This window comes from Paraburkholderia flagellata (genome assembly GCF_021390645.1).
GTDB lineage: Bacteria > Pseudomonadota > Gammaproteobacteria > Burkholderiales > Burkholderiaceae > Paraburkholderia > Paraburkholderia flagellata.
Genome location: NZ_JAJEJT010000002.1, coordinates 768,828 through 793,682, shown reverse-complemented (window position 1 = coordinate 793,682; position 24,855 = coordinate 768,828). Strand labels below are relative to the sequence as shown.

At 64.4% G+C, this 24,855-nt stretch carries 21 protein-coding genes; 5 read left to right on the top strand and 16 right to left on the bottom strand.

All coding sequences use genetic code 11. The annotated features are described in order from the left end of the window. Positions 1-192 precede the first annotated feature (192 nt). The 5 genes from L0U83_RS17980 to L0U83_RS17960 form a co-directional block, all read right to left on the bottom strand. The gene (locus L0U83_RS17980) at positions 193-1,890 is read right to left on the bottom strand and encodes an acid phosphatase (RefSeq protein ID WP_233885184.1); all 1,698 of its coding nucleotides are present in this window, start codon (positions 1,888-1,890) and stop codon (positions 193-195) included. A 235-nt stretch (positions 1,891-2,125) separates the two neighbouring features. Further along, complete coding sequence (locus tag L0U83_RS17975) at positions 2,126-3,007, bottom strand: proteasome-type protease (RefSeq protein WP_233885182.1); 882 nt, start codon at positions 3,005-3,007, stop codon at positions 2,126-2,128. A gap of 53 nt (positions 3,008-3,060) precedes the next feature. Beyond that, positions 3,061-3,861, bottom strand: a complete 801-nt coding sequence (locus L0U83_RS17970) for a transglutaminase family protein (protein ID WP_233885181.1) — start codon at positions 3,859-3,861, stop codon at positions 3,061-3,063. A 52-nt stretch (positions 3,862-3,913) separates the two neighbouring features. Continuing rightward, positions 3,914-4,867 carry an alpha-E domain-containing protein gene (locus L0U83_RS17965; protein ID WP_233885180.1) on the bottom strand — a complete coding sequence of 318 codons (954 nt, stop codon included), beginning with the start codon at positions 4,865-4,867 and terminating at the stop codon, positions 3,914-3,916. A 40-nt stretch (positions 4,868-4,907) separates the two neighbouring features. Next, entirely contained in the window at positions 4,908-6,314 is a 1,407-nt protein-coding gene (locus L0U83_RS17960; RefSeq protein ID WP_233885179.1) for a circularly permuted type 2 ATP-grasp protein, read from the bottom strand. A gap of 307 nt (positions 6,315-6,621) precedes the next feature. Between L0U83_RS17960 and L0U83_RS17955 the strand changes: the two genes are divergently transcribed. Beyond that, positions 6,622-7,326, top strand: a complete 705-nt coding sequence (locus L0U83_RS17955; protein ID WP_233885176.1) for a DUF2459 domain-containing protein — start codon at positions 6,622-6,624, stop codon at positions 7,324-7,326. Between the two features lie 280 nt (positions 7,327-7,606). On the opposite strand, the gene L0U83_RS17950 is transcribed toward L0U83_RS17955, so the two are convergent. The 3 genes from L0U83_RS17950 to L0U83_RS17940 all read right to left on the bottom strand — a co-directional run bounded on the left by L0U83_RS17950 (position 7,607) and on the right by L0U83_RS17940 (position 11,468). Then, positions 7,607-9,073 carry a glycosyltransferase family 2 protein gene (locus tag L0U83_RS17950; RefSeq protein ID WP_233885174.1) on the bottom strand — a complete coding sequence of 489 codons (1,467 nt, stop codon included), beginning with the start codon at positions 9,071-9,073 and terminating at the stop codon, positions 7,607-7,609. 20 nt (positions 9,074-9,093) lie between these two features. Continuing rightward, positions 9,094-9,711 carry a cytochrome b gene (locus L0U83_RS17945; protein WP_233885170.1) on the bottom strand — a complete coding sequence of 206 codons (618 nt, stop codon included), beginning with the start codon at positions 9,709-9,711 and terminating at the stop codon, positions 9,094-9,096. Between the two features lie 293 nt (positions 9,712-10,004). Then, on the bottom strand, positions 10,005-11,468 hold the full coding sequence (locus L0U83_RS17940) for a catalase (RefSeq protein ID WP_233885167.1): 1,464 nt from the start codon (positions 11,466-11,468) through the stop codon (positions 10,005-10,007). A 446-nt stretch (positions 11,469-11,914) separates the two neighbouring features. On the opposite strand from L0U83_RS17940, the gene phaP reads away from it, so the two are divergent. Next, the gene (phaP, locus tag L0U83_RS17935; protein WP_233885166.1) at positions 11,915-12,478 is read left to right on the top strand and encodes a TIGR01841 family phasin; all 564 of its coding nucleotides are present in this window, start codon (positions 11,915-11,917) and stop codon (positions 12,476-12,478) included. A gap of 344 nt (positions 12,479-12,822) precedes the next feature. Here phaP and L0U83_RS17930 read toward each other — a convergent pair whose 3' ends face one another. The 4 genes from L0U83_RS17930 to L0U83_RS17915 form a co-directional block, all read right to left on the bottom strand. Beyond that, positions 12,823-13,512, bottom strand: coding sequence for a FadR/GntR family transcriptional regulator (locus L0U83_RS17930; protein ID WP_233885165.1), 690 nt, complete (start codon positions 13,510-13,512; stop codon positions 12,823-12,825). 154 nt (positions 13,513-13,666) lie between these two features. Continuing rightward, positions 13,667-14,608, bottom strand: coding sequence for an aldose epimerase family protein (locus tag L0U83_RS17925; protein ID WP_233885162.1), 942 nt, complete (start codon positions 14,606-14,608; stop codon positions 13,667-13,669). A gap of 22 nt (positions 14,609-14,630) precedes the next feature. Beyond that, positions 14,631-15,593 carry an SMP-30/gluconolactonase/LRE family protein gene (locus L0U83_RS17920; RefSeq protein ID WP_267939379.1) on the bottom strand — a complete coding sequence of 321 codons (963 nt, stop codon included), beginning with the start codon at positions 15,591-15,593 and terminating at the stop codon, positions 14,631-14,633. Continuing rightward, complete coding sequence (locus L0U83_RS17915) at positions 15,590-16,324, bottom strand: ribonuclease activity regulator RraA (RefSeq protein WP_233885160.1); 735 nt, start codon at positions 16,322-16,324, stop codon at positions 15,590-15,592. The genes L0U83_RS17920 and L0U83_RS17915 overlap by 4 nt, the downstream gene beginning before the upstream one ends. 594 nt (positions 16,325-16,918) lie before the next feature. Here L0U83_RS17915 and L0U83_RS17910 point away from each other — a divergent pair. The 3 genes from L0U83_RS17910 to L0U83_RS17900 all read left to right on the top strand — a co-directional run bounded on the left by L0U83_RS17910 (position 16,919) and on the right by L0U83_RS17900 (position 20,409). After that, positions 16,919-18,175, top strand: coding sequence for an MFS transporter (locus tag L0U83_RS17910; RefSeq protein ID WP_233886551.1), 1,257 nt, complete (start codon positions 16,919-16,921; stop codon positions 18,173-18,175). A gap of 69 nt (positions 18,176-18,244) precedes the next feature. Next, the gene (locus L0U83_RS17905; RefSeq protein ID WP_233885158.1) at positions 18,245-19,069 is read left to right on the top strand and encodes an NAD-dependent epimerase/dehydratase family protein; all 825 of its coding nucleotides are present in this window, start codon (positions 18,245-18,247) and stop codon (positions 19,067-19,069) included. A 158-nt stretch (positions 19,070-19,227) separates the two neighbouring features. Next, on the top strand, positions 19,228-20,409 hold the full coding sequence (locus L0U83_RS17900) for an amidohydrolase family protein (RefSeq protein ID WP_233885156.1): 1,182 nt from the start codon (positions 19,228-19,230) through the stop codon (positions 20,407-20,409). On the opposite strand, the gene L0U83_RS17895 is transcribed toward L0U83_RS17900, so the two are convergent. The 4 genes from L0U83_RS17895 to L0U83_RS17880 are packed head-to-tail and all read right to left on the bottom strand — an operon-like array spanning position 20,403 to position 24,749. After that, positions 20,403-21,863, bottom strand: a complete 1,461-nt coding sequence (locus L0U83_RS17895) for an amidohydrolase family protein (protein ID WP_233885152.1) — start codon at positions 21,861-21,863, stop codon at positions 20,403-20,405. The genes L0U83_RS17900 and L0U83_RS17895 overlap by 7 nt on opposite strands. Beyond that, a complete protein-coding gene (locus L0U83_RS17890) occupies positions 21,860-23,050 on the bottom strand; it encodes an amidohydrolase family protein (RefSeq protein WP_233885150.1) in 1,191 nt (396 codons plus the stop codon). Before L0U83_RS17890 ends, L0U83_RS17895 begins: the two co-directional genes overlap by 4 nt. Before the next feature lie 5 nt (positions 23,051-23,055). Then, a complete protein-coding gene (locus tag L0U83_RS17885; RefSeq protein ID WP_233885149.1) occupies positions 23,056-24,534 on the bottom strand; it encodes a sodium:solute symporter family protein in 1,479 nt (492 codons plus the stop codon). Beyond that, positions 24,531-24,749, bottom strand: a complete 219-nt coding sequence (locus tag L0U83_RS17880; RefSeq protein WP_233885148.1) for a DUF3311 domain-containing protein — start codon at positions 24,747-24,749, stop codon at positions 24,531-24,533. Before L0U83_RS17880 ends, L0U83_RS17885 begins: the two co-directional genes overlap by 4 nt. Positions 24,750-24,855: the final 106 nt, after the last annotated feature.

Here is a 24,855-nt window from a genome sequence, read left to right as displayed (position 1 = left end):
AAAGTTGTCCACAGTTTTTGGTGACAAACCTGTTGATAACCGCCTTACGAGCGCGCCAACTCATTGATCGGATGGGGAGTTCGTCGCTTGTGTCGCGCTTGCATCAATTTGCGCTTCCGACGGGCAACCGGGGACGGCGGCGCAAACGTTTCGCGACGGCCACCGCCCTCTCCCCATCGATGCGCACAGCACTCAGGCCAGATCGAGCGCCGCCGTGAGATCGCCAGGCGGCGTCTGATCGCGCGACAGAAACGTCTGATCGCGCGCGGCCACGCCATCGAGCGGCGCGAGCCCATGCACGCGGCTGATGAAGCGCAGGATCGAAACCGTGTCGTAGAACGTGTGATCGACATAGCCCTTCTTCGCGAACGGCGCGATCACGAGCGCCGGAATGCGCGAGCCCGGGCCCCAGCGGTCGCCCACGGGCGGCGCGACCGGATCCCACCAGCCGCCGTTCTCGTCGTGTGTCACCACGATCATCGTGTTCGCCCATTGCGGGCCACGCTGGATGTGCTCGATCACGGTCGCGACGTGACGGTCGCCCGATTCGACGTCCGCATAGCCGGCGTGCATGTTCAGGTTGCCCTGCGGCTTGTAGAACGTGACAGGAGGCAACCGCCCTGCGTCGATGTCCGCGAGCAGGCGGTTGGTCGACGGGTCGTCGCCGAGACCCGCATCGCGCAGGTGACGCGAGCGCGCGGCCGTGCCCGGCGCGAAGCTGGCAAAGTAGTTGAACGGCTGATGGTGATACTGGAAGTCGGGCACCGCGCCAGTGTCCTGATGGTCCAGCGCGAACTGCCAGGCCCCGCTGTACCACGCCCAATCGACGCCCTTAGCCGAAAGCCGGTCGCCGATCGTCGCGTAGGTCTGCGGGCGCAGCACACGCGGATTGGACGGATCGGCGAGCGCCGGGTTGCCGTCTACCGACGCTCGCACATTACTCGGCTGATACGGCGGCGCCATTGTATTGACGACGTAGCCATCGGGCGTGAAGAGGCCGTCGTTCACGAACTTCGGCGGGCCGTCGAGCGCCGAGACCGGCGAGTTCGCCGCGACCTTCAGGCGCGTGCCGGTGGGATCGTCCCCTTCCACAACCGAGGCGAGATGCTTTGCGGCGCTCGTCTGGATATCGGCGTATTGCGGCACCTGCGCCGAGATCAGGAAGATGTGGTTGAGCCATGAGCCGCCAAACGCGGCCATGAAAAAGTTATCGCAGAGCGTGTACTGCTGCGCGATATTCCAGAGCCGCAGCGTCTGCGCGGAATTCTCGTAATAGCCCATGACGAGGCCGCCCGAATCGCCCCACGCAGCGAACTGGTCGTTGCGCCCCGCGTTGATCTGCATCTGGTTCTGATAGAAGCGATGGATCAGATCGCGCGTGATGATGCCGTTCGGCAACGGATTGCCATGCGCATCGACGATAAGAAACGGGCGGTTCGAGAGACCCGTGATCTGATGCTCCGCAATCATGTAGCGCTTGCCATCGAGTTCCTGCGCCTGGGGCACGAGGCCGCCCCAGATCTTCGGCAACTTCGGCAGCGGCGTCTTGCCGTCGCGATCGAGCTGCGCGTAGCGCTCGGCGCTCACACTCGCGAGTGGCGTTTGCACGCCGGGAAAGTTGCCGTACAGATTGACGAAGCTGCGATTCTCCGCGTAGATCACGACGATCTGGCGCACCTGGTCGCGCAGTGCGGCATCGACACGCGCGTCGGCGGCGCTGCGCGCCGTGCCCGCCGCGCTTTGCGCCGGCGTCTCGCAGCCGCCGAGCGCGAGGCCCACGCCAACCGCCGCCAGGCCGCCGAGCACACGGCGGCGCGCGGGGTCGTCCGGGCCGGTGGGAAGGGAAGGGTCTTCAGGGCGCCCGTTCTTTGGGTCGTCGTTCTGCTTCATCAGCCTGCCTCCTTGTCGACCGGAGTTAGTGCTTTAGCTGTCGGCCGGAGTTGGTGCTTTAGCACCTACTCCGGGCCCATCCAAAGCGCTTACTCCGGTCCCATGCCCGTAGGGGCGAGTGGAAGGGACGCGCATTACGCGCGGCGTACCACGAGTCTTACGCAGGAGGATACCGGTTCCGCAGTTGGCGACGCAAAAAGGAAGTTTTCGCGAGCGCGACGCGCAAGCCGCCCTTTTAGCCGTCGCGCGGCATGCGCGGCGCGGTCGAAGCGCCATGCGGCTGGGCTTGCGCGAGCGTTTGCGCGGGCCGCGGTTCGCTCGCGCGCCCGTCATGCGCGGCACGCGGCGCGCTCGGCAGCGTCGTGCGCTCGTGGCGCGGCACATCGCCTGCGTCGGTCCAGAGCGGATCGGGAATCTCGCCGAACACCTGACGCAGCCGCTCGCCCCACGTCGAATGAATCATCTGGAAATACGTATTCGACTGGTCGAGCGACGCGTATCGAGTTACACGCAGCGCGTCGCGCTCGTACACGAGCAGGTCGAGCGGCAGGCCGACCGAGAGATTCGAGCGCAGCGTCGAGTCCATGGAGATGAGCGCGCATTTCGCGGCCTCGTCGAGCGGCGTGTACGGCGTCAGCACGCGGTCGATGATCGGCTTGCCGTACTTCGACTCGCCGATCTGGAAATACGGATTGACGCTCGATGTCTCGATGAAATTGCCTGCCGCGTAAATCTGGAAAAGCCGCATGGGATGGCCGCCGATCTGGCCGCCGAGGATGAAACTGCAGTTGAACTCGACGTTGAAGGTCTTGAGCGCTTGCGCGTCGCGCCGATGCACTTCGCGCACGGCTTCGCCCACCACGCGCGCGGCCTCGACCATGGTTGGCGCGCTCCAGAGCGTGGCGTGCCCCGCTTCCTGCGGCTCGGTCAAGACCTGGAGCGTAGCCTGCGTAATCGCCAGGTTGCCCGCGACGAGCAGCACGAGCACGCGCTCGCCGGGTTCTTCGAACACAGCCATCTTGCGCGACGTGCTGATGTGATCGACACCCGCGTTCGTGCGCGTGTCCGAAAGAAACACGAGCCCCTCTTCCACTGCCATTGCCACACAGTACGTCATGCGCCTCCTTGCCCGTCCGTCTCTTCGCCGCTGTTCTTGTTATAGCGGGAAAACTATTGCTGCGACTGCTGCGCGCTCACGTGCACGCTGACATCGAGCGTTTCTCCGGCCCCGCCCACGCGACGGCCGCGCACCGGCGCGGCTGCGTCGTAGTCGCGCCCCACCGCGATCCGGCAATATTTTTCGCTGGCGAAGCACGCGTGTGTGACGTCCACCGTCACCCAGCCGTTATCGAGCCACACGTCGACCCACGCGTGGCTCGCCATCTCGGGCACGTCACCGGGGTCGATATAGCCGCTCACGTAGCGCGCCGGCACGCCGCGCGCGCGGCACACCGCCAGCATCACATGCGCGTGATCCTGGCACACGCCACGGCCTAGCGCCAGTGCGTCCGCCGCAGTGTGCGTCACATCCGTGACACCGGATTCATAGCGCACGCGCTCCGTGATGCGCGAAGCCGCGTGGAGAATGGCTGCTGTGTCGTCCAGCGGCGGCAGGCTGAAAGCGAATTCGGTGAGTGCCGCATCGGCCTCGGTGAGGCGCGTGGGCGACGTGAAATGGTGCATCGGCACCATGCCCTCGCCTTCGGGCAGCCGGCCGTCGGGCAGCGCCACGGTCTCGACTTCGCCGCGCACGCGCACGCGAATTTCCCTGTGAGGTCGCGTGAGCACCAGCGTCATCAGCGCGTTGCCGTAGGCGTCGCGGGACGTGTCGAGCTTGCCCGGCGCGTCGACGTGCCACTGCGTGACGACCTGCGTGGGCGTGGTGAGCGGCGAGAGCCGCAATTGCTGGATCGAATAAAGTACGGGCGCTTCGTAGCGGTACACCGTGTCGTGCCGGATCGCGAGCTGCATGAGGTGAATCCTCCATCGAGACGTTCGGGATATCGATGAGCGCGCAATCGCGCTAACCAACCGGCAACATCAAATACGTGCGAGCAACCTGATTGCCCAGCTCATACACGCGCGCAAGAAATTGCGTGAGAAACGTATGCACGCCCATCGAGAAGATCTGCCGCAGGTCCGCGTAAAGCAGTTCGGCGCGCAGCTTGCCAGCAGTGCGCTCGACTTCGCGCGAGGTCTCGGTGCGCAGCATCGCGAGATTCGTGCAGACGCCGTCCAGCGATGCCAGCAGCGAACGCGGCATTTGCTGGTTGAGTATGAGTAGCTCCACCACGCGTGCAGGCGTCACCACGTCGCGGTAAACTTTGCGATAGATTTCGAGCGCGGAAACCGAGCTGAGAATCGAGGTCCAGTAATAGAAGTCCTCGAGTTGACGCGCGGCCGAGCGCGAGTCGGCGTTCTCCACGTCGACGAAACGCACATCGAGAATCCGCGCCGTGTTGTCCGCGCGTTCGAGGAACGTGCCGAGTTGCGTGAAGAACAGCGCGTCGTCCTGCAACGCCGTACCGAGACGCACGCCGCGCGAGAGATGCGAGCGGAACTTCACCCACTCGAACAGCGCATCGGGACGGGCCTCCAACTCACTCCCGCGCAACAGCTCGACGAATTGCAGCCACGTGTCGTTGATCGTTTCCCACCATTCCGTGGTGAGCGTGCCGCGCACGGCGCGCGCATTCTCGCGGGTCGCCTGCAGGCACGAGTAAATGCTCGACGGATTCGTTGGGTCCGCAACGAGAAATTTGAGCACATTGCTGCTGGTCGTTTCCTCGTGACGGGCATCGAAGGCGGGCTCGAGTTCGGAGATGCGCAGCATCGCGCGATGCGTGCGCGCCTCTGCGTCCGCGCTGCCGGGCAGCAGGAGCGCCTTCAGGTTGATGTCGAGCATGCGCGCGGTATTCTCCGCGCGCTCCATATAGCGGGCCATCCAGAACAGATGATCGGCGGTGCGGCTCAGCATGATCGAACCTCTTTTTGTACGTGCATCATGGCAATTGAAATCATTCGAGCACCCATGTGTCCTTGGTCCCGCCACCCTGCGACGAGTTGACGACGAGCGAGCCTTCCTTGAGCGCCACGCGCGTGAGGCCGCCAGCCGCCATCTGGATCGTCTTGCCGGAGAGCACGAAAGGCCGCAGATCGATATGGCGCGGCGCGATGCCCGCCTCGACGAATGTCGGGCACGCGGATAGCGACAGCGTGGGCTGCGCGATGTAATTGCCCGGCCGCGCCAGCAGCCGCGCGCGAAACGCCTCGATTTCCTCGCGCGTGGAAGCGGGTCCGACGAGCATGCCGTAGCCGCCTGCGCCGTGCACCTCCTTCACGACGAGGTCTGGCAGGTGCTCGAGCGTCCAGGCGAGATCGTCAGGCCGGCGGCATTGCCACGTCGGCACGTTCTTCAGGATCGGCTTTTCGCCGAGATAGAACTCGATCATGTCGGGCACATACGGATAGATCGATTTGTCATCGGCCACGCCCGTGCCCATTGCATTCGCGAGGACGACGCGGCCCGCGCGATACGCCGTGAGCAGCCCCGGCACGCCGAGCGCGGAGTCAGGGCGAAACGCCAGGGGATCGAGAAAATCGTCGTCCACACGCCGATAGATCACATCCACGCGGCGCGGCCCCTGCGTCGTGCGCATGAATACGTAGTTATCCTCTACGAAGAGATCCTTGCCCTCCACCAGCTCGACGCCCATCTGCTGCGCGAGGAACGTATGCTCGAAATACGCGGAGTTGTACATGCCGGGCGTGAGCAGCACCACGGTCGGATCGTCCACGCCTTCGGGCGCCACCGAGCGCAGCGTATCGAGCAGCAGGTCGGGATAGTGCGCAACCGGCGCCACCTTGTGCTGGACGAACAACTCGGGAAAAAGCCGCATCATCATCTTGCGGTTTTCGAGCATGTACGAGACGCCCGATGGCACGCGCAGATTGTCTTCGAGCACGTAGAACGCACCGTCGCGCCCATCGCGCACGATGTCGATGCCCGCGATATGCGCATACACGCCCAGCGGCAAGTCGATGCCCTGCATCTCCGGACGGTACTGTGCATTGGTGTAGACCTGCTCGGGCGGAATCACGCCTGCGCGCACGATGTTGCGCTCGTGATAGACGTCGTGCAGGAACAGGTTGAGCGCTTGCACGCGCTGGCGCAGTCCGCGCTCGAGCAGAGCCCATTCGTCTGCAGGAATGATGCGTGGAATGAGGTCGAAAGGAATCAGACGTTCGGTGCCGGAGAGGTCGCCATTCACCGCGAACGTGATGCCGACCCGCCTGAACAACAGGTCCGCCTCGGCGCGCTTGCGCGCCATCGTCTCGCCAGTCTGCCTCTCCAGCCATTGCTGGAAGCGTTCGTAGTGCGGGCGCACCGCGCCCTCGTCGCGCATTTCGTCATGGACTTGCATCGGTTCGTTCTCGCGCGTGAGTGCAACTGCGTCAGCGTCGCCGCCGCGTTTCGTCTCATGATTGAGGCGATAGGCGTCGCGCGCTGCGGTACAAGCTAAAAAGCAAGGCGTATGCCATCGCGATCGGGCGTTGTTTCATGCGCTCGATTGGTGCAGCAAGGGCATGATCGGCAGTATCGAAACGGAGCATGTCAATTTGGCGTCGCATCTGCGCTTCAAGGTGGTGCACCGCGCTCTCGCGGCACGGTATATGCAGAAACGACAAGCAACTAAATGGGCCCAGGTTCCAATGACCGAAGCGACCTGCATGAACGAGCGTCCTACGAAAATGGCTGCCTGGCAAGCGCTTGGCGCGATCGTGCTCGTGCTCGGCGCATGCGCGAACGTGGACGGCCCCTTGCCCGCCGCGATCGAACCTGTGGCCGATGGTCCAACGCGCACCTACGTTGCCGTCGTGCAGCGCGACTGGCACACCGACATCTGCCTGCGTGCGCACGACGTCGATGCCTGGGTCAGCGCACTCGCGCGCGGCTTCGACAACGCCATGGTCCTGTGCTTCGGCTTCGGAGAGCGGCAGTACGTAGTGGAAGGTCGCCACGATCCGCTGACGATGGTCGGTGCGCTCATGCCGAACGAGGCCACCGTGCTGATGACCGTGCTGCGCGCGCCGCCGGAAGTCGCCTTCGGCGCGCAGAACGTCGTGGAAGTGCCCGTGGACGACGCCGGACTTGCCAGCGTCCAGCGCTATGTGCGCGCGTCGCTGGAAACGGATGCGGCAGGCGCGCCGCGACGCCTCGCCGACGGTCCCTATGTGGGCAGCGTCTATTTCGCGGCGTCGGGGACTTACGACGCCCTTCATACGTGCAACACGTGGACCGCGCGCGCGGTGCGCTCTGCGGGTCTAGCCGTACCGGACGTACTCTTTGCGGGCAGCCTGATGCGGGAAGTGCGGCACGCGCTGGACACGAAAGCGCCGGACGGCGCGATGCCCAACGCCGCCGCAAGCCAGTGAATCATTCAGCAAGGCGCAACACAAGCCGCGCACGGCGGGGGTGGCGGCGGTGGCGGCACGTCAGCTTCCGGCTGCTGCGGCACAACAACGGTTCGCGGTGGAGGTGGGTTCGGATCGCTGCTGCTGAATCACAGGCAGCCTGCAAGCGCGAACGGCAATAGAACAACGAGGACGCTGGATCGATGCATTTGACTTCTCCCTGACCGGATTAAAGGCCGGTGCCGCGCGCCCGGCGCGGCCCTGTGAGCGTGGGAGCAAGTCGAATGCCGCGGATATCAGATCATTGGGACGCTGCGCTCTCGCGGCTGCGCGCCGCCGCGAGGCCCGTGCGGTTTTGCACGCCCCACTTGCGCCGCCCGAGCAGGAAATGCAGCCAGCCGAGCGCAGCGCCACTGTGGCGCATCAACTGGAACGAGAACGGCTCGAAGACAGCGGCAAGGAACGCCATGCCGAAGCTCGAGTGCGTGCGGTCGCCGCTCCAGCGCCGGTAAAGATGTACGGAGTACAAATGAAACGCGAGGTCGATCGCGATCTTGCCGACGATCACGCCGAGCACCGGCAGCACGATCGTAAAGCGGCCATCGAACAAAAAGCCGATCAACAGCGCGAACGCCGTCAGGCCATAAATGGGCTGCACGGTGTCGAACGCCTTCACGGGCAACATCATGAGACCGAGCTTTCCATACTGGCGATTGCCGGTCATGTCGCGATACCAGTACTGCGTCTGCAAGAAGCCCGCGAACCAGCGGCGGCGCTGACGCAGGAAGGTCGTGAGCGTACCGGGCGCGTCGGTACGCGCGCGGGCCGTGCCGAGCACGCGCACGTCCCAGCCCAGCGCGTTACGTGCCGAATAACGGCGCAACCGGTGAATCAGTTCGTAGTCCTCCACGAGGCAATCCGCATCGAAGCCGCCCACGGCCATCACGGCATCGCGGCGAAAGCAGGCAAACGCGCCCGAGATGAGCAACAGGCTGTCGGCGCGCATCCACGCGAAGCGCGAGATGAAATTGCGGATGTACTCGTAGGTCTGGAACCACTGGAAAAAGCGGCCGCTGAGCGTATGGTCGCAAACCGGCGTGAGCAGGCCCGCCGCCGCGACAAGTACCGGCTCGCGACCAAATGCGCTCGCCATCGCCGCGCATGCGTCGGGTTCGAGCAGCGTATCGGCGTCCACGGTCATGACCGTTTCCGTTGCGATCGCAAGCAGCGCCGCGTTGAGCGCGCGCGCCTTGCCGCCGTGCGCGAGCTTCAGCCAGCGCAGATTCGGATACTGCGCCGAAGGCGCGCTCATCTGCCCAACGCCTGGATCGGCCAGGCCATAGCGCTGCGCGAGCAACGCAGCCGTACCGTCGGTCGAGCCGTCGTCGGCAATCACGATCTGCTGCGGGGCGCGGGTTTGCGCGAACAGCGCGTCGAGCGTGATCGGCAGCACGGCTGCTTCGTTGTGCGCGGCGACGATCACGCCGAGCGTCGGCAGCTTCGCCTCGCCTGCGGCGGCGGGCGTTGCCGCAGGCGCAAGCAGCACGCGCGCCTTCCACGCGACGAACAGCAGCAACACCGTGTCGTAGACGACATAGGCAATGCCAGTGGACCATGCGACCACGCCTTGCAGGAAGAACGCGCGCGCGAACAGCACGAACCAGAGCGCCATGACACCCAGATGAATCGCGATGCTCGCAAACGGCGTGGGAGGCGGCACGAGGCGCGGCGACGTGCGGGCGAGCGCCTCTTCAAGCGTATTTTTCAAGTCGAACCCTTACGTGTTGCTCACGGCATCATCCGGCGCAGCACCGAATGACGATCGATCCATTGATGCTTGAGTGCGCCCGCAACATGCAGCGCGAGTACGCCATAAAGCGCATAGCTGCACGCCGTGTGCAGCGCGCCGAACTGGTTGTGCAACTGTTCCTTCGTGGCCGGATCGAGATTCATGATGAAGCCGATGCGCGGCCATTGCACGAGGCCGAAGAGATACATGGGATGCGAGGCGGCGGCGACCCAGGCGGAGTCGTGCAGCCAGCCCGAGAGCGGCATCGCGAAGATCAGCACGTAGAGCGCGACGTGCGCGGCGTGGGCCGACGCACGTTCCCAGCCCGGGAATTCGGCGGGCAGCGGCGGCGGGCGATGGGTGAGACGCCACAGCACGCGCAGGAGCGCGAGCCCGAGCACGGTAATGCCGATCGACTTGTGCGTGTCGATCACGAAGCGGATGGCCGTGTCCGAAAGCGTGCCGTCGGGCAGCAGCGCGGCGGTCAGACCGAGCGCGACGTTCGTGAGGATCAGTAGCGCGATCAACCAGTGCAATAGCACGGCAACACCCGTGTACTTCTGCGCGCCGGCGGCGGCATCGGCAAAGGTGGTTTCGGCGGAAAGGGAAGTTTTCACGTGGGCCTGGCAGTTGCGGATCAGTAGGGATAACGCAAGGCGCGGCCAATTTATTCCCGCCGCGCGTCGCACGCCGGCGGGGTTGCGCGATGCTGCCCACACAGCGACCCGCGCATTATGCCCCCTCGTCCCTGACGCTGCAGAATCCGCTAGATGGCGGTTCTGCCAGTTTGGCGGCGGTCGGCCGTCATGTGGCGCCCCTGAAATGGCGTGGCGCAAAAGAAAAACCGGAACGGGTCGTGAAGACCGTTCCGGTTCTTGCGCGGCGGCGCCGCGTTCGCGGCTTGAGCGGCTTACTTCGCGCTGCCCGCCTGCTTTTCGATCTGCCCGCCCACTTCGGCGTCGATCTTCTTCCAGTAGTCGAACACGCGTTCGCGCACGGGGCTGCCCACGCCATTCAGGCTCGCCACCACCTGCTGGACCAGCGCCTCGCGCTGCTTGTCGTTGTAGACGTTGCGCACAAGATCGTGCGCCTGGCCGAAATCGTCGTCTTCCGCATGCAGCGAGTAGGCACTGCGCACCAGGTCGCCGTCGGCTTCCCAGCCGTCGTCCGCGGCGCCCGTCGTATCCGCCCACGGGCGGCCGAAGCTGTTCGGCACATAGGTCGGCGCGTTGCCGCTATGTTCGTAGGCCATGTTGCCGTCGAACATATAGGTTTGCACCGGCACCTTCGGACGATTCACCGGCAGCTGGTTGAAGTTCGTGCCGATACGCGCACGCTGCGCGTCGTTATAGGCGAACGCGCGACCGAGCAGCATCTTGTCCGGCGAGAGCCCGATGCCCGGCACCGTGTTGCCCGGCGAGAACGCGGCCTGCTCGATCTGCGCGAAGAAGTTCTCCGGGTTGCGGTTGAGCGTCATCGTGCCGACCTTGATGAGCGGATAGTCCTTGTGCGACCACGTCTTCGTGAGATCGAACGGATTGAAGCGGTACTTCTTCGCCTCCGCATACGGCATGACCTGCACGGAGAGCGTCCACGCCGGAAATTCGCCGCGCTTGATCGCATCGAACAGATCGCGGCGGTGGAAGTCGGCGTCTTCGCCCGCCATTGCCGCGGCTTCGGCGTTGGTGAAGAACTGCATGCCCTGGTTCGTGTGGAAGTGGTACTTGACCCAGAACTTCTCGCCCTTCGCATTCACCCACATATAGGTGTGCGAGCCGTAGCCGTTCATGTGGCGCCACGTTTTCGGCAGGCCGCGCTCGCCCATCAAGTAGGAGACCTGGTGCGCCGATTCGGGATTGTTGGTCCAGAAGTCCCATTGCATCTCGGCATCGCGCAGGCCCGAGTCGGGCAGACGCTTCTGGCTGCGGATGAAGTGCGGGAACTTCATCGGGTCGCGCACGAAGAAAATCGGCGTGTTGTTGCCGACGAGATCGTAGTTGCCTTCGGTCGTGTAGAACTTCAGCGAGAAGCCGCGCACGTCACGCCAGGTGTCGGGGCTGCCCATCTCTCCCGCGACGGTCGAAAAGCGGGCCAGCATTTCCGTGGCCGCGCCCTTCTGGAACAGCGCCGCTTTCGTATAGCGCGACACATCCTCGGTGGTCTTGAATTCGCCGAATGCGCCTGCGCCCTTCGCGTGCGGCTGGCGCTCGGGCACCTTCTCGCGGTTGAAATGCGCCATCTGCTCGAGGAAATGCACGTCGTGCAGCACGATCGGGCCGTCGGGGCCGATCGTGAGCGAGTTACGGTCGCTGACAGCCGGCGCGCCCGTGCTCGTCGTGGAATGGCCAAGAGACTTGTCGTTCGATGCACCCATTACCGCTCTCCTGATGGATTCGCGAATGGCGGCTACACGCACCGCGCCCGTTCGCCTGCTTCAGCGCATTCGAGCCGCGGCCGGGGCCGCCATCGCCAGATTGGGGACCAACCCGGGCAGCGTGCGGGCCACCCTTCGCCGCCCGCGCGCCCCCGAGGGAAAGGCCATTTTGCCCGCAGACGCGAAGCGCTGCGCTCAAGCGGTTCATGCATTCCGCAGCCCATCTGGACGCCCGCCATCCTGTTGGAAATTTCCACCAGAAATCAGGCGTTTACATAATTGTTGCGACGCACAAAAACTTCTTGACACGATTTATGGATGGGTTACTATGAAGTCGATTGCTGCAACGCACAAAACCCTGTCTGCGCGAACCGGTGATCGAACCGAAAGTTTTCGCATTTTCGTAACCGAAACCGACGCGTAGCGTCAATCCAAAGGAAAGAGACATGAACCTGCCGACCCCCGAACAATTCGCCGCCAACCAGAAAGCCGGTCTCGAAGCCCTCTTCGGCCTGACGAGCAAGGCATTCGAAGGCGCGATCAAGCTCGCCGAACTCAACATCGAAACGGCTCGCTCGGCGTTCGCCGAAGGCCAGGAACAAGCTCACCGCGCGTTCTCGGCCAAGGACCCGCAAGGCTTCTTCGCCGTGCAAGCCGGTTTCGCCCAGCCCGCCGCTGAAAAGGTGCTGGCCTACGGCCGCAGCGTCTACGGCATCGTCTCGGCCACGCAAGCTGAATTCGCTACCGCCGCCCAGTCGCAGTTCGAAACGCAGCAGCGCGCGCTCGAAACGTTCGTGGACAACGCCGCGAAGAACGCGCCGGCCGGCTCGGAAGCCGCTGTCGCCGCGATCAAGTCGGCGCTGACCGCCACCAACAGCGCGTACTCGTCGGTGAACAAGGCTGCGAAGCAGGCTGTGGAATTCGCGGAAAGCAACTTCGACGCCGCCGGCAAGGCCGCAACGAAGGCCGTCGCGCAAGCATCGGCGCGCGCCACCAAGCAGTCTGCGTAAGCGTTAGGCTTCGCTTTCCACTGGCGGGGCAACCCGCCGCCAGTTGGATTGAAGACGGGCGTGAATCTCGTGCAATGCGAGATTCACGCCCGTTTGCTTTTTCGGTCTTTTGCGACAAGGCGCGAGCCGTCAACGGCCGCAGTTTCCCGTATCGAACAACGTCGCCAGTGCGAAGCTCGACGTGAGCATGCGCACCGTCGTGTCCCACGCCGGGGACGATATGAAACGTCTGGTTCAAGCCGTTCGGTGACGGGTTCGCCGGTAGCGATAGAAGGCGCGCGAGGGGAAGCCAGCGACTGCGCAAAGGCGGCACGCGCGCCGCCCTTACGAGCAAGCCAGAATGCTCAGGAGCCGAACATCCGGTTCACCGCGCGCTCGAGGTGCGCGCGCATGGCCGTCGATGCGCGTTCGGCGTCGCGCGCCTGGATCGCTTCGAGCACTTCGAGGTGTTCCTGCTGCACGAGGCGCTGCCGCTCGATCGACTTCACGAGCGAGAGGTTGCGCGACAGGTTCATGCTGAACACCATCTGTTCCTGGATGCCCGAGAGCGCCGTGATGAAGAACTGGTTCTTCGAGGCGCGCGCTACGGCCATATGGAACGCGAAGTCGTCTTTCGCGCCGATGCCCGAGGTCTCGATGATGGTCTGCAGGTTGTCCCACTCGCGCCGGATCGCGGCGATGTCTTCGTCTTCCGCTTTTTGCGCGGCGAGCGAGGCCGCTCCGGATTCGACCACCACGCGGTATTCGTAGCAGCGGCGAATGTCCGACAGCGTTTCGAGCGGCGCGAAGCGGCGCACGTCCGGATCGGGGCGCCGCATGACCGTCGTGCCCGAACCGTGGCGCGTGGCGATGATACCGTCCGCGCGCAGTTGGGCGAGCGCCTCGCGCACCGTGGGGCGTGAAGTCGCGAAGCGCTCCGCGAGCATGTGCTCGGTCGGCAGGCGCTCCCCTTCCTTGTACTCGCCCTCGATGATGCGAGTGAGGATGTCGCTGTAAATCCGCGCCGGCATATTCGGCGCTTTCTGCTCAGACATGATCGGACGGTGCACTTTGGGTTGTCAGGAGTGTCGTCAATTGTAAGTCATATGGCGGGCCGATAGCGTCCATGCGTCCCCGGCCAGCCCCGTTTTGCGCCTGTTTCAGGCCGCTCGGGCCCGCCCAGGCCCGCTTTACCACTTTGCGGCCAATTTACGGCTGCTTGCACTTTTGCGCTCGCTCGCCCTGGCGCAGTGCGCCCACGCGGATGCGCAGCTCCGCTTTTTGCGTCTCCCCCGGTTCCAGCCAGCGCAGACCGAGCCCGGTATGAATCGCGTCGGGCAGGCCGAGCCACGGCTCGACGCAGTAGAAGTCCGAATCGGGCGCGAGCGTCCAGGTCGTGACCGCATACCACGACGCCGAACCGGGCCGGCGCAGATCGATTTCGATCGCGCGCCGTTGCGACGGCATTTCGATGCGCACGGGCACATCCGGCTCGCCGTCGAGGCAATGAAAGCGGTCGATGATCTGCGTCTCGTCGAAGCGATAGTGCGTCTCGCCCGGCGCAGCCTCGGTCGTCATGCCATCCGGCAACTGACGGCGATGGACGTTGCGCGGCAGCGTGATCGACGTCTCGCCGCGCTCGGCGTGCGGCAGCGCGAAATAGAAGTGATGGCCCGCGTAATACGGCATGCGCGCATCGCCCGTGTTCGACGTGGTCAGCTCCACGTCGAGCGTCGTTGCGTCGGCAAGGCGGTAGGCCGCCTCGAAGCGGAAGTTAAACGGGTACATCTCGCGCGTTGACGCACTGTCGCTGAGCGACATGCGCACGCCGTCGCCTTGCGGCTCGATCTGCGCCACGAACGGCAGATCACGCGCGAAGCCGTGCAGCGGGATCTCCCGCACGACGCCCTGTGCGTCGCGCCACCGGCCCACGCGGCCATCCACCCACTGCCGCGCGATGAACGGAAACAGCAGCGGATTGCCGCCGCGGATCAGCCCCGGTTTGCTCCAGTCCGGCGACTCGGGCCAATGGATGATGGGCGCGCCGCCGATCGTCCACGAAAGCAGACGCCCGCCGGCCTGCGGCGCGACCAGCAACCGCGACGCGCCGTGCGCGAGTTCGATGACGTCCTGGTTCTGAAACTGCGGCATATCGTGTGGTAGTGGGCAATGGTCAGGGCGTCGCGCGCAGCGAACCCGCGAACTCAGGCTCAGGCAATCCGCGCACACCGGCGTCGATGGCAAACACCAGGCCGTCCAACTCGCCAGATTGCGGCGGGCAGATCGTCGTGACATAGAGCACGTCAAAATTCGCACCGCCGAACGCGCACATCGAAGGCTTCGCAACCGGCACGGCGATGCTGCGCTCGAGCCGGCCTTCGGGCGTGAAGCGCAGCAACTGGCCGGCGTCGTTCGCGCAGATCCAGTAGCAGCCGTCGGCGTCCACGGCCGCGCCGTCGGGGCGCCCCGTGTAGTCATGCAGATCGGCGAACACGCGGCGATTCGTGGGCACGCCGTCGTCGATGTCATAGTCGAAGGCCCAGATCAGGCGGCTCGACGCATGCGAATCGGAGAGATACATCGTGCGGCCATCCGGCGACCATGCGAGGCCGTTCTGCGTGCACAAGCCTTCGATCACGGGCGCCGACAAGCCCTCTTGCGCCGTATAGCGATAGAGCTTGCCCGCCGGGTTCGGCTCCGCCACGTCCTGCACCATCGTGCCGGACCAGAAGCGGCCCTGGCGATCGCAGCGGCCGTCGTTGAAACGCATGCGCGCGGCCTCGTGCACCACGTTCGCGAGCGGCCGCACGCTCACCTCGCCCGCCCGCGCGTTCGCGGCAGGTTCGTGCAGCGTCACGGCGAAAAGTCCCGTCTCCAGCGCCGCGAGCACGCCACCATCGCTGGCAAACGCGAAGCAGCCAATGCGCTCCGGCAGCGCCCACTCGGTGCGGCGCGCCGTATCGACTGCGTAGCGCACGATCGTTTGTGCGGGAATATCGACCCAGTAAAGCGCGCTTTCCGCAGCGCGCCATACGGGGCACTCGCCTACCGACGAGCGGCGCGCATCGTGCGCCTCGAGCGGACGCACCCGCGATGTCGACACCGCAGCTAGCGTCGCTTCATGCTGCGTGCTCAACGCTGCTCCTTCTTCCAGGCTTCGTAGGCGGCAAGCGTGGCCTCGTTCGGCGGATAGGTGCCCGGCAGCGCCGCGCCCGCCTCGATGCGCTCTGTGATGAAGCGCTCGAGCGTTTCCTGCTCCGTTGCGTCGCGCGCGACTTCCTCGGCCAGATGGCGCGGAATCACGACCACGCCGTCCGCGTCGCCGACGATGATGTCGCCCGGAAACACGGCCACGCCGCCGCAGCCGATCGGCACGTTCAGGTCAACCGTGTGGTGCTTGCAGAGATTGAGCGGCGCCGAGGCGCCCGCGCAGAACACCGGAATGCCGAGCGCCGCGATGGTCGCGCTGTCGCGCACGGGGCCGTCCGAAACCATGCCCGCCACGCCGCGCACTTTCATGCGCGTGGCGAGGATCGAGCCCATCGAGGCGGCGTCGGTCACGCCGCGGCAGTCCTGCACGAGCACCGCGCCCGCGGGCACGGTCTCGACGCCCTTGCGCTGCGGATGCTCGGGGTTCTGGAACGCGCTCAACTGGTCGAGGTCCTCACGCGCCGGAATGTTGCGCATCGTGAAGGCCGGGCCGACCAGATTCGGCGCGCCTGCCGCCGGCGCGGCGAGCGGCTTCACGCCCTGCAGGAAGACATTGCGCAGGCCGCGCTTGAAGAGCTGCGTGGTGAGCGTGGCGTTGGAAACGTGGCGAAGTTGTTCGAGCGCGGCATCGCTCACGGGGATGGCGGGGGAATTCATCGTGTCTCGTCCGTTGTCGTGTGTCGTGGTGCGCGTGGCGCAGGCGGCGGCTCGAAAAACTGTCGAGCGGATGGGTCGCATTGTTGTAATACAACACGAAAATTGTCAACCCGCCGTTGCGCTGCGGGCCGCGCCAGGATGTATGACGACCAGCCATCAGACTCGAGTGGAATACATCGTAAGATTTGGCAGGCGCTGCGGGACACAACAGGATCCAGGTCAAGAAACCCGTGACCACAAGCCGCTCCGGGCGTCCGACCCCGAGTTCGCACTAGGGAAATCCCCAGCACATCAATATTTGCTTTACAACTTTGCTCCAAATAGAATGATGTCTTACATGAAGGGCCCGATGTGCATCTGCACAGCCCTTCATCCCGGCCAGCGGGAGACCAGCAACGCGGCTACCTAAAGCGACTGAGGGCTACCAAGGGCTGACAAGGCTACCCAGGCCAGCACCGGGCGCCACGCACAGAAACACAGCCATTCGGGCTCACCTTCCGGCACCGCTTCATGCCAGAGCCCGCCAACAGCAGGAGACGAGCAGTGCAACGCAAGACAATCAAAGGGGTGCGGTGGTGGATCATCGGCCTCATCATGATCGGCACCATCTTCAACTACCTCGCGCGCAGCTCGCTTGCGGTGGCCGCACCCACGCTGACTGAAACGCTTCACATGACCACGCAGCAGTACTCGTACGTGGTCACGGCCTTCCAGGCCTGCTATGCCCTCGCGCAGCCTGTCGCCGGTTTCGTGCTCGACTCCGTGGGCATCAAGATCGGCTTCGCTATCTTCGCGTTCGGCTGGGCCATCGCCAACATGCTGCACGGGCTCGCCGGCAGCTGGCCCGCGCTCGCGGCCTTCCGCGGCATGCTCGGCATGACCGAAGCTGCGATCTTCCCGGCCGGCATGAAGGCCATCAGCGCATGGTTCCCGGCCAAGGAGCGCTCGGTCGCGACCGGCTGGCTCAACACCGGCACATCGATTGGCGCGATGCTCGCTCCGCCGCTCGTCGTGTGGTGCATTCTCAAGTTCAACTGGCAGTTCGCGTTCGTGGTGACCGGCGGCGGCGCGCTGATCTGGGTGGCGCTGTGGCTCGTGTTCTTCAAGATGCCCGCCGAGCACCCGCGCCTGTCGACGGAAGAAGCCGAGTACATCCGCGAAGGCCAGACCGAAGCGCAGAAGTCGACGGCCGGGCGCCGCGCCTCGTTCAAGGAAGTGCTCAAGACGCGCCGCTTCTGGGGCATCGGCATTCCGCGCATGCTCGCTGAACCGGCATGGCAGACCTTCGGCGCGTGGATTCCGCTGTACATGGTCACCGTGCGCCACATGAACCTGAAGGAAATCGCGCTGTTCGCGTGGATGCCGTTCCTCGCCGCCGACCTCGGCTGCCTGGTGGGCGGCTACCTCGCGCCGCTCTTCATCCGCTGGTTCGGCTGCTCGCTCATCACCTCGCGCAAGCTCGTCATCACGACAGGCGCGCTGCTGATGGTCGGCCCCGCCTGCGTGGGCCTCGTTGCGAGCCCCTACGCCGCTATCGCCCTCTTCTGCGTCGGCACGTTCGCACACCAGACGATTTCGGGCGCGCTGTTCACGCTGGCTTCGGACGTGTTCGGCCAGCACGAAGTCGCCACGGCCACGGGTCTCTCGGGCATGTTCGGCTACCTCGGCGCGACGGTGTTCTCGCTCATCGTCGGCGCAGTGGCCAGCACGATCGGCTATAACCCGTTGTTCGTGTGCCTCATGCTGTTCGACATCATCGGCGCCTGCGTCGCATGGCGACTGATCTCGAACGAGCAGAAGGACAACGCGCTCAACCCCGCGCTCCAGTCCTCGCATAAAGTGAAGGCTTGATCGACATCATTACCGGCCGGCGCCCGCGAGGGTGCCGGCTTTCGGCATTTCTACGTGAGGACAATCACAGTGAAGAAAGTTGCATTGACCGGCGCGGCCGGCCAGCTCGGCACCGTGTTGCGCAAGGGCCTGCTCGAACGCGGCGTGAACCTGCGTTCCGCGGCCGGCTCGAAGCCGCTTGAACCGCTCGTCGCGGGCGAAGACGTGATGCACGGCGACCTGCGCGACCCCGCCGTGGTCGACCGCCTGCTCGACGGCGTGGACGTGCTGATCCACATGGCCGGCACGAGCGTCGAGCGCCCGCTGCCCGAGATCATCGAAAACAACCTGCGCGGCCTCGTCGAAGTCTATGAAGGCATGCGCCGCCACGGCACGAAACGTATTCTGTTCGCAAGCTCGAATCACGCGATCGGCATGTACCCCGTGGAAGAGAAGCTCACGCTCGACTGCGCGTTTCGCCCGGACGGTTTCTATGGTCTTTCCAAGGCATGGGGCGAATCGCTCGCGCGCCTGTACTGGGACAAGCACGGCATCGAAACGGTGAACGTGCGCATTGGAAGCTGCCTGCCGAAGCCCACCGAGTTCCGTCAATTGAGCACCTGGTTCGGCCACGAGGACCTGTTCCATCTCGTCGATCGTGTGATCAACGTGGATGAGATCGGCTTTGCCGTGGTGTGGGGCGTGTCGAACAACACGCGCAGCTACTGGATTCAGGAAGGCGCGCACGACGACGCGAAGCGCCTGGGCTACGAGCCGAAGCAGAATTCGGAAGATTGGGCCGCTGAAATTCTGGCGCAGAAGAACCCGCTCGACGCCACGGCGCAGCGCTATCAGGGCGGCAGTTTCGCCAGCTTCGATTTCACGCCGGTGGAAAAGCGCGGCAAGCAGTCGTGATACGCCGCTTCTCCGGTGTTTGCGTTTAAGCGCCCCTCGCGGGCGCTTTTTTTTGCTCATCCATTCAATAATTAAATACCGTCAATTCCAATATTTAATTTGTAAATAGATCGTCGCATCGATAATGTGGAGTGCTCAATCGCCACCGAGCCGTAACAATGATCGAGCGCCTGTTCACCCATGCCGTTGATGCGAACGGCAACCCATTCAACCTCGCAGTGAGCGACGGAATCATCGTCGCCGTCGGCGCTGAGCGTCCCGAGATCGGCGCAGCCGAAGTCATCGATTTGCATGGACACCTGGTACTCCCAGGATTCGTCGACGGACACATTCACCTCGATAAAAGCTTCGTGGGCGACCGCTGGCACCCTCATCGCCCCGCAGCGAGCCTGCACGAACGCCTCGCGATCGAGAAACAGGCGCTAGCCGATGCGCGCCCCATCGCCGAGCGCGCCGATGCGCTGATCCGCCAGGCAGCGTCGTTCGGCACGATTGCGATGCGCTGCCACGTGGATGTCGACGCGACGACGGGGCTGACCCATCTGCATGCCGTCATGCAAGCGCGCGAAAAGTGGCGCGGCATCGTGGATATCGAACTCGTCGCGTTTCCGCAAGCGGGCGTCGTGTCGTGCCCCGGCACGGCGGAACTGCTGGACGCAGCGGCCCGCGAAGGCGCGCAGGTCGTGGGCGGCATCGATCCCACCGCGCTGGATGGCGATGCGCAGCGCCAGCTCGACATCGTGTTCGGCATTGCGGAAAAACGCGGCGTGAAAATCGATATCCATCTACACGAGCCGGATCAACTGGGCATCGACCAACTGCATCGCATTGCCGCGCGCACGAAGGCATTGGGCATGCAGGGTCGCGTCGCGGTGAGTCACGCCTATGCGTTGGGCGATGTCGCGCGAGGCGTAGTTGACGGCGTCGCCACGGCGCTCGCCGATGCCGGTGTGTCGATCATGACGAATGCGCCAGGCGACCGGGCGTTTCCGCCTGTACTCCAGCTGCGCGCGGCCGGTGTGCGCGTGTTCACCGGCAACGACAATATCCAGGACGCCTGGTGGCCTTATGGCAACGGCGACATGCTGCAGCGCGCGATGCTGGTGGGTTATCGTTCGGGCTTTTATACCGACGAGGAATTGCACGTCGCACTCGACATGGCGACGCACTCTGCGGCGGCCGTCGTGGGTAAAAGCGGGTATGGCCTCGAAGTCGGCAACGAGGCGACGTTCGTCGTCGTGAATGCGCCGAACGCCGCAGCCGCCGTTGCCGCTGCGCCCGCCGATCGAGCCATCGTCAGGCGCGGGCAATTCTGGAGCGACGCAGCGCACGCTCAGTAATGGCTACGGCCCCACAGCGTGGGCGGCGCGTCCAGCAGATGACGCAGACCCGCCCGCTCCAACGCCTGCTCCGCTGCTTCGTGTGCACGTTCGAGGATGTCGCTCTCAACGACTGAGCGCACGCGATAATCCTCCATCAGAATCTTGCCGCCCACCATCGTCATGCAGACGTCGCCCGCATTGGCGAAGCATGTGACGCGATAGACAGGCATATGCATCGGCATCATATGCGGCTTGAACAGGTCGACAAGGATGATGTCGGCGAGCTTGCCCGCTTCAAGCGAGCCGAGTTCGTCGTCAATCGACAGTGCCCTGGCTGCGTCGATCGTGACCATCTCGAGCACCTTGCCGTGCGGCAGCACATCCGGGTCCCGAAAGTGACGGCGATGGTAATGCATGCACTGCCACATATGGCGGAACATGTCGTAGCCCCGGTCGGGAGCCGCGCCGTCCGAGCCGATTGCCACCGTGACGCCCGCATCGATGAGTTCCGGCACGGGGCAACGGCCGATGATCGACATGATCGCGCTCGGGTTGTGAACGATCGAAGCCCCCGTCGCGACGCACGCCTCGATGTCCGCGGGGCGAAGATCGATGGCATGCGACATGAAAGATTTTTTGCTCAGTAGTCCCAACTCACGATGCGCGAAATCCAGCGTGCCTGCGCGATGCCCGTCCTGCGTCAACCGTAAGCCGCGTTCGCCGGCCAACGCAGCGTATCGCGCAGCCTCGCGCCGATAGTCGCGTTCGTAGGCCGCAGCCGCCGGGTCGTGTTCCGGTGCATAGACCGGCAGCGCCAGGGCGATCTCGATACGGCCGCCGGCATCGCCGTGACAGTCGTCGATGATGGCTTTGCAGACGTCGTGCATTTGGGCGAAATCGACGTTGCGCGTTTCGCTGCCGCTCGCACTGTGGCGAGTGTATGCCCGTGGTTCGGGCGGACGCGACGGACCCACGGCCACAATCGAACGCGTGCCTGTCCTGACTACGGCGTCGCAATGACGCCGCGCATAGACAGGGTCGTCCACGCGCATGATCGAGTCGCCGCCGCCAAGCAGCGACACGCCTGTCGTCACACCCGCCTTGAGGCGCTCCAGCGCGGCGAGATGCGACTCCAGCTCCCAGAACGCTTCGTCGGATGCGCATGTATAGATCGCCTCGCACGCCGCCGTCCACGCCTCGCCGTTCGCGCCGCCGAGCGTCCTGAGCATGGCATGCCCCGCATGGGCATGCGCATCGATCAGCCCCGGCAGCACGGCCTTGCGGCGCGCGTCGATCCGGCGCGCCGCACGATACCGCTGCGCAAGCGCATGCGTCTCGCCAACCTCGACGATGCGCTCGCCCTTCACGGCTACGGCGCCATCGTCGATCACGCGGCGCGTGGCGTCGAGCGTGATCACGCAACCGTGCTCGATCAGCACGTCGACGTCCTGAACGTCCTGCCGGTCATTCATATGGTCAACTCACCGTCGCGCACGACGATGCGCCCGTTCGCGACGACGAGCTTGCGCTTTGGCCGCGCGACAACGGCATGCGCGACGCTTTCCGCCTCCACGACTACGAGGTCCGCGCGCGCGCCCACGTGCAGGCCATAGTCGGAGAAACCGCAGCCACGCGCGGCGGCATCGCTCACGCAGTCAAACGCGATTGCAATATCGTCGTCGCGCCGCAAGTCATAGCGCAGGCCGATCAACATGGCGCGCTCGAGCATGTCGGGCACGCCATACGGCGACCACGTGTCGCGAATGCCGTCGTTGCCGCCAAACACCGGAACGCCCTTCTCGCGGCAGAGCTTGAGCGGTGGAACCGGCCGGGAGGGCGGCGCGCTCGTGAGCAACGCCACGCGCAGTTGCGCGATACGGTCGATCAAAGCGTCGCGTTCGCGGTCCGGCAACGCGCCCAGACAAAATGCGTGGCTCACGACAACCTGCCCTTGCATGCTGAGCGCCTGCACGCGATCGAGCAGCAGTTTCAGCGTGAACGCCCCAATCTCGCCGGGCTCATGAAGATGAATGTCGATCGGCTTGCGATGACGCTCCGCCAGTTCGAACGTGGCGTTCAGCGAAGCCACGGGATCGCCGTCGATCAGCGCCGGGTCGAGCGCGCCGAGCACGTCGGCGCCGGCCGCAAGTGCGCTGTCGAGCAGTTCGACCGTACCCGGCCGGATCAGCATGCCCGACTGCGGAAACGCGACGATCTGCATGTCCAGCACATCGCGCAGGGTCTGCCGCGTGGCGAGCACGCCTTCGAGATAACGCAATCGCGCGTCGGTGTCGATGTCGACATGGGTCCGCATGCGCGTCGTGCCGGCCTGCACGAATGCGCGCGCCAGCGCGAGCGACTGCGCAGCGGCATCGTGGCCCGATGTCTTGCGCCATTCGCGCTCGTTGCCGATGCGATCGGTGAGCAGCGGCCCAACCTCGTTGCGATACCACGGGCGGCCCCAGTTGCTCTTGTCGATGTGCGTGTGGCCTTCGACGAAACCCGGCAACAGCAAGGCCGCGCCGCCGTCCACGGCCGGCACGCCCGCTTGTGCGGCGACGTGTGGACCGATTGCCTCGATCCGACCGTTGGCGAGCGCGACGGAAACGCGCTGGCCATCGGCCAGGCAGACGTTGGAGAGATGAAGTGAGGAAGTCATGAGTGTCATGCCGATTCTACGGAGCCAGAAATACGGGTGCCCAGTGTGCGCTGAATCGCGCTGATCGCGACGAAGACCGCGCCATTGGCGGCCAGCGCAACGAGGCCGGTATTGATCGAAGTGAACGCGACGCTCGCGTGCGGGAAAAGCGAGGCGAGCGTCACGCCGCCCCAGTTCGTCGCTGCAAGTACGATTCCACCTGCGAAGATGCCACCAAACGCCGCTTCGCGCGTACCGAACGGCCGCTTGAGAAAGCTCGACGCGAGCATCGGCACCAGTTGCGTCAGGAGGCTCGAAGCGAAGATCGCGAGCGCCACGAACGTCGCGCCGCCACGCAGCACGAAGTAGACGACGACGAGCGTAAAGACAGGCAGCGCGACACGGGCTACGCGCGCCACTTCCTTGTCGCTTGCATGCGGTGCGAAACCTTCGCGATAGATGTTGCGCGCAATCGTCGTCGACGCGTTGAGCATGATCAGCGAGCCCGGCACCAGCGCGGTAAGCAACCCTGCCCCGCCGACGATGCCGACGAACCACGCAGGGAAAGTCTGCTTGACGAGCCGCAGCAGCGCGAGATCGGTTTGCGCGCCTTCGAGCCCGTGCACGGTCAGCACGGCCGCAAAGCCGACGAGAAACAGAAATGCAATAAGCACCTGATAAAGCGGCATCAGCACGGTGTTCTTGCGCAGCGCGGACGCATCGCGCGCCACATACACCGCGGTGAAGCCGTGCGGATACAGATAATAGCCAAGCGAAGTGAGTAGCAACGTGGAGTTGTACCAGCTCAGGTTGAGACCATGTTCAGGCATGCGAAGCAGTTCGGGATGCACCGCATCGATGCGCGCGAACATCTCGCCAAAGCCGCCGAAGTAATGGAGCGGCAGGTACGTGCCGAGAAAGACGGCGAGCGCGAGGATCAGCACGTCCTTGAAGATGGCAATGCTCGCCGAACCATGAATGCCCGAAACGGACATATAGACCACCATCAACAGCGCACTCATCCAGATCGCCGTGTTCTGTGAAATCTGCCCATACGACATTTCGGAAACGATAATGCCGAGCCCTCTCAACTGGATGATCAATAACGACACCATCGCGAAGACAGCCACCAGCGAGACGAGCACGCCCACTGCGCGGCTCTCGTACTTCGAAGCGAAATAGTCCGCGAACGAAACGAGATTGCGCTCTTTCGCGTAGCGCCAAATGGCGGGCAGCATCCAGTAGCCGATGAGATACGCGAGGCAGCCATAGGAAAGGATATAGAACGCGGGTACGCCCTTGCTGTAGGTCCAGCCGCTTGCGCCGAGAAATGAGAAGGTCGAAAACGCCTCCCCCGCCATCAGCAGGAAAGTGAGCAGCGCGCCAAAGCCGCGCCCTCCAACGGCCCATTGTTCGAGGCTCAGTGTTTTGCCGCGGCGCGCATACAGGCCGACTGCCAGCGCGAAGATCGCAAACATGACGATGATGATCAGGGCCACGTTCACTTTTCGACTCCCCGGCCTGCGCCTGCGTGCGCCGCCTCGTCGCGCGTATCAAGGCAATAGATGATCGCGAGAATGGCCGCCGTTGCCACCATCCAGATCAAATTCCACACGAGCAGAAACGGCAAGCCGAACAGGAATGTCGTGGTGGCGGCGAGCGTGCCGCCGGAATAAATGCCTATGAATGGCAATGCGGCCAGCCAATAGCGAAGTTTCATGTGTCTCCTGCCTGTCTCGTCTGAACTTATGACGCAGCGGGCGGTAATGGCCCGTTATGCGCTTGCCTCGAGGCATCGCTGGATATTATCGATTTGGCTGAATATT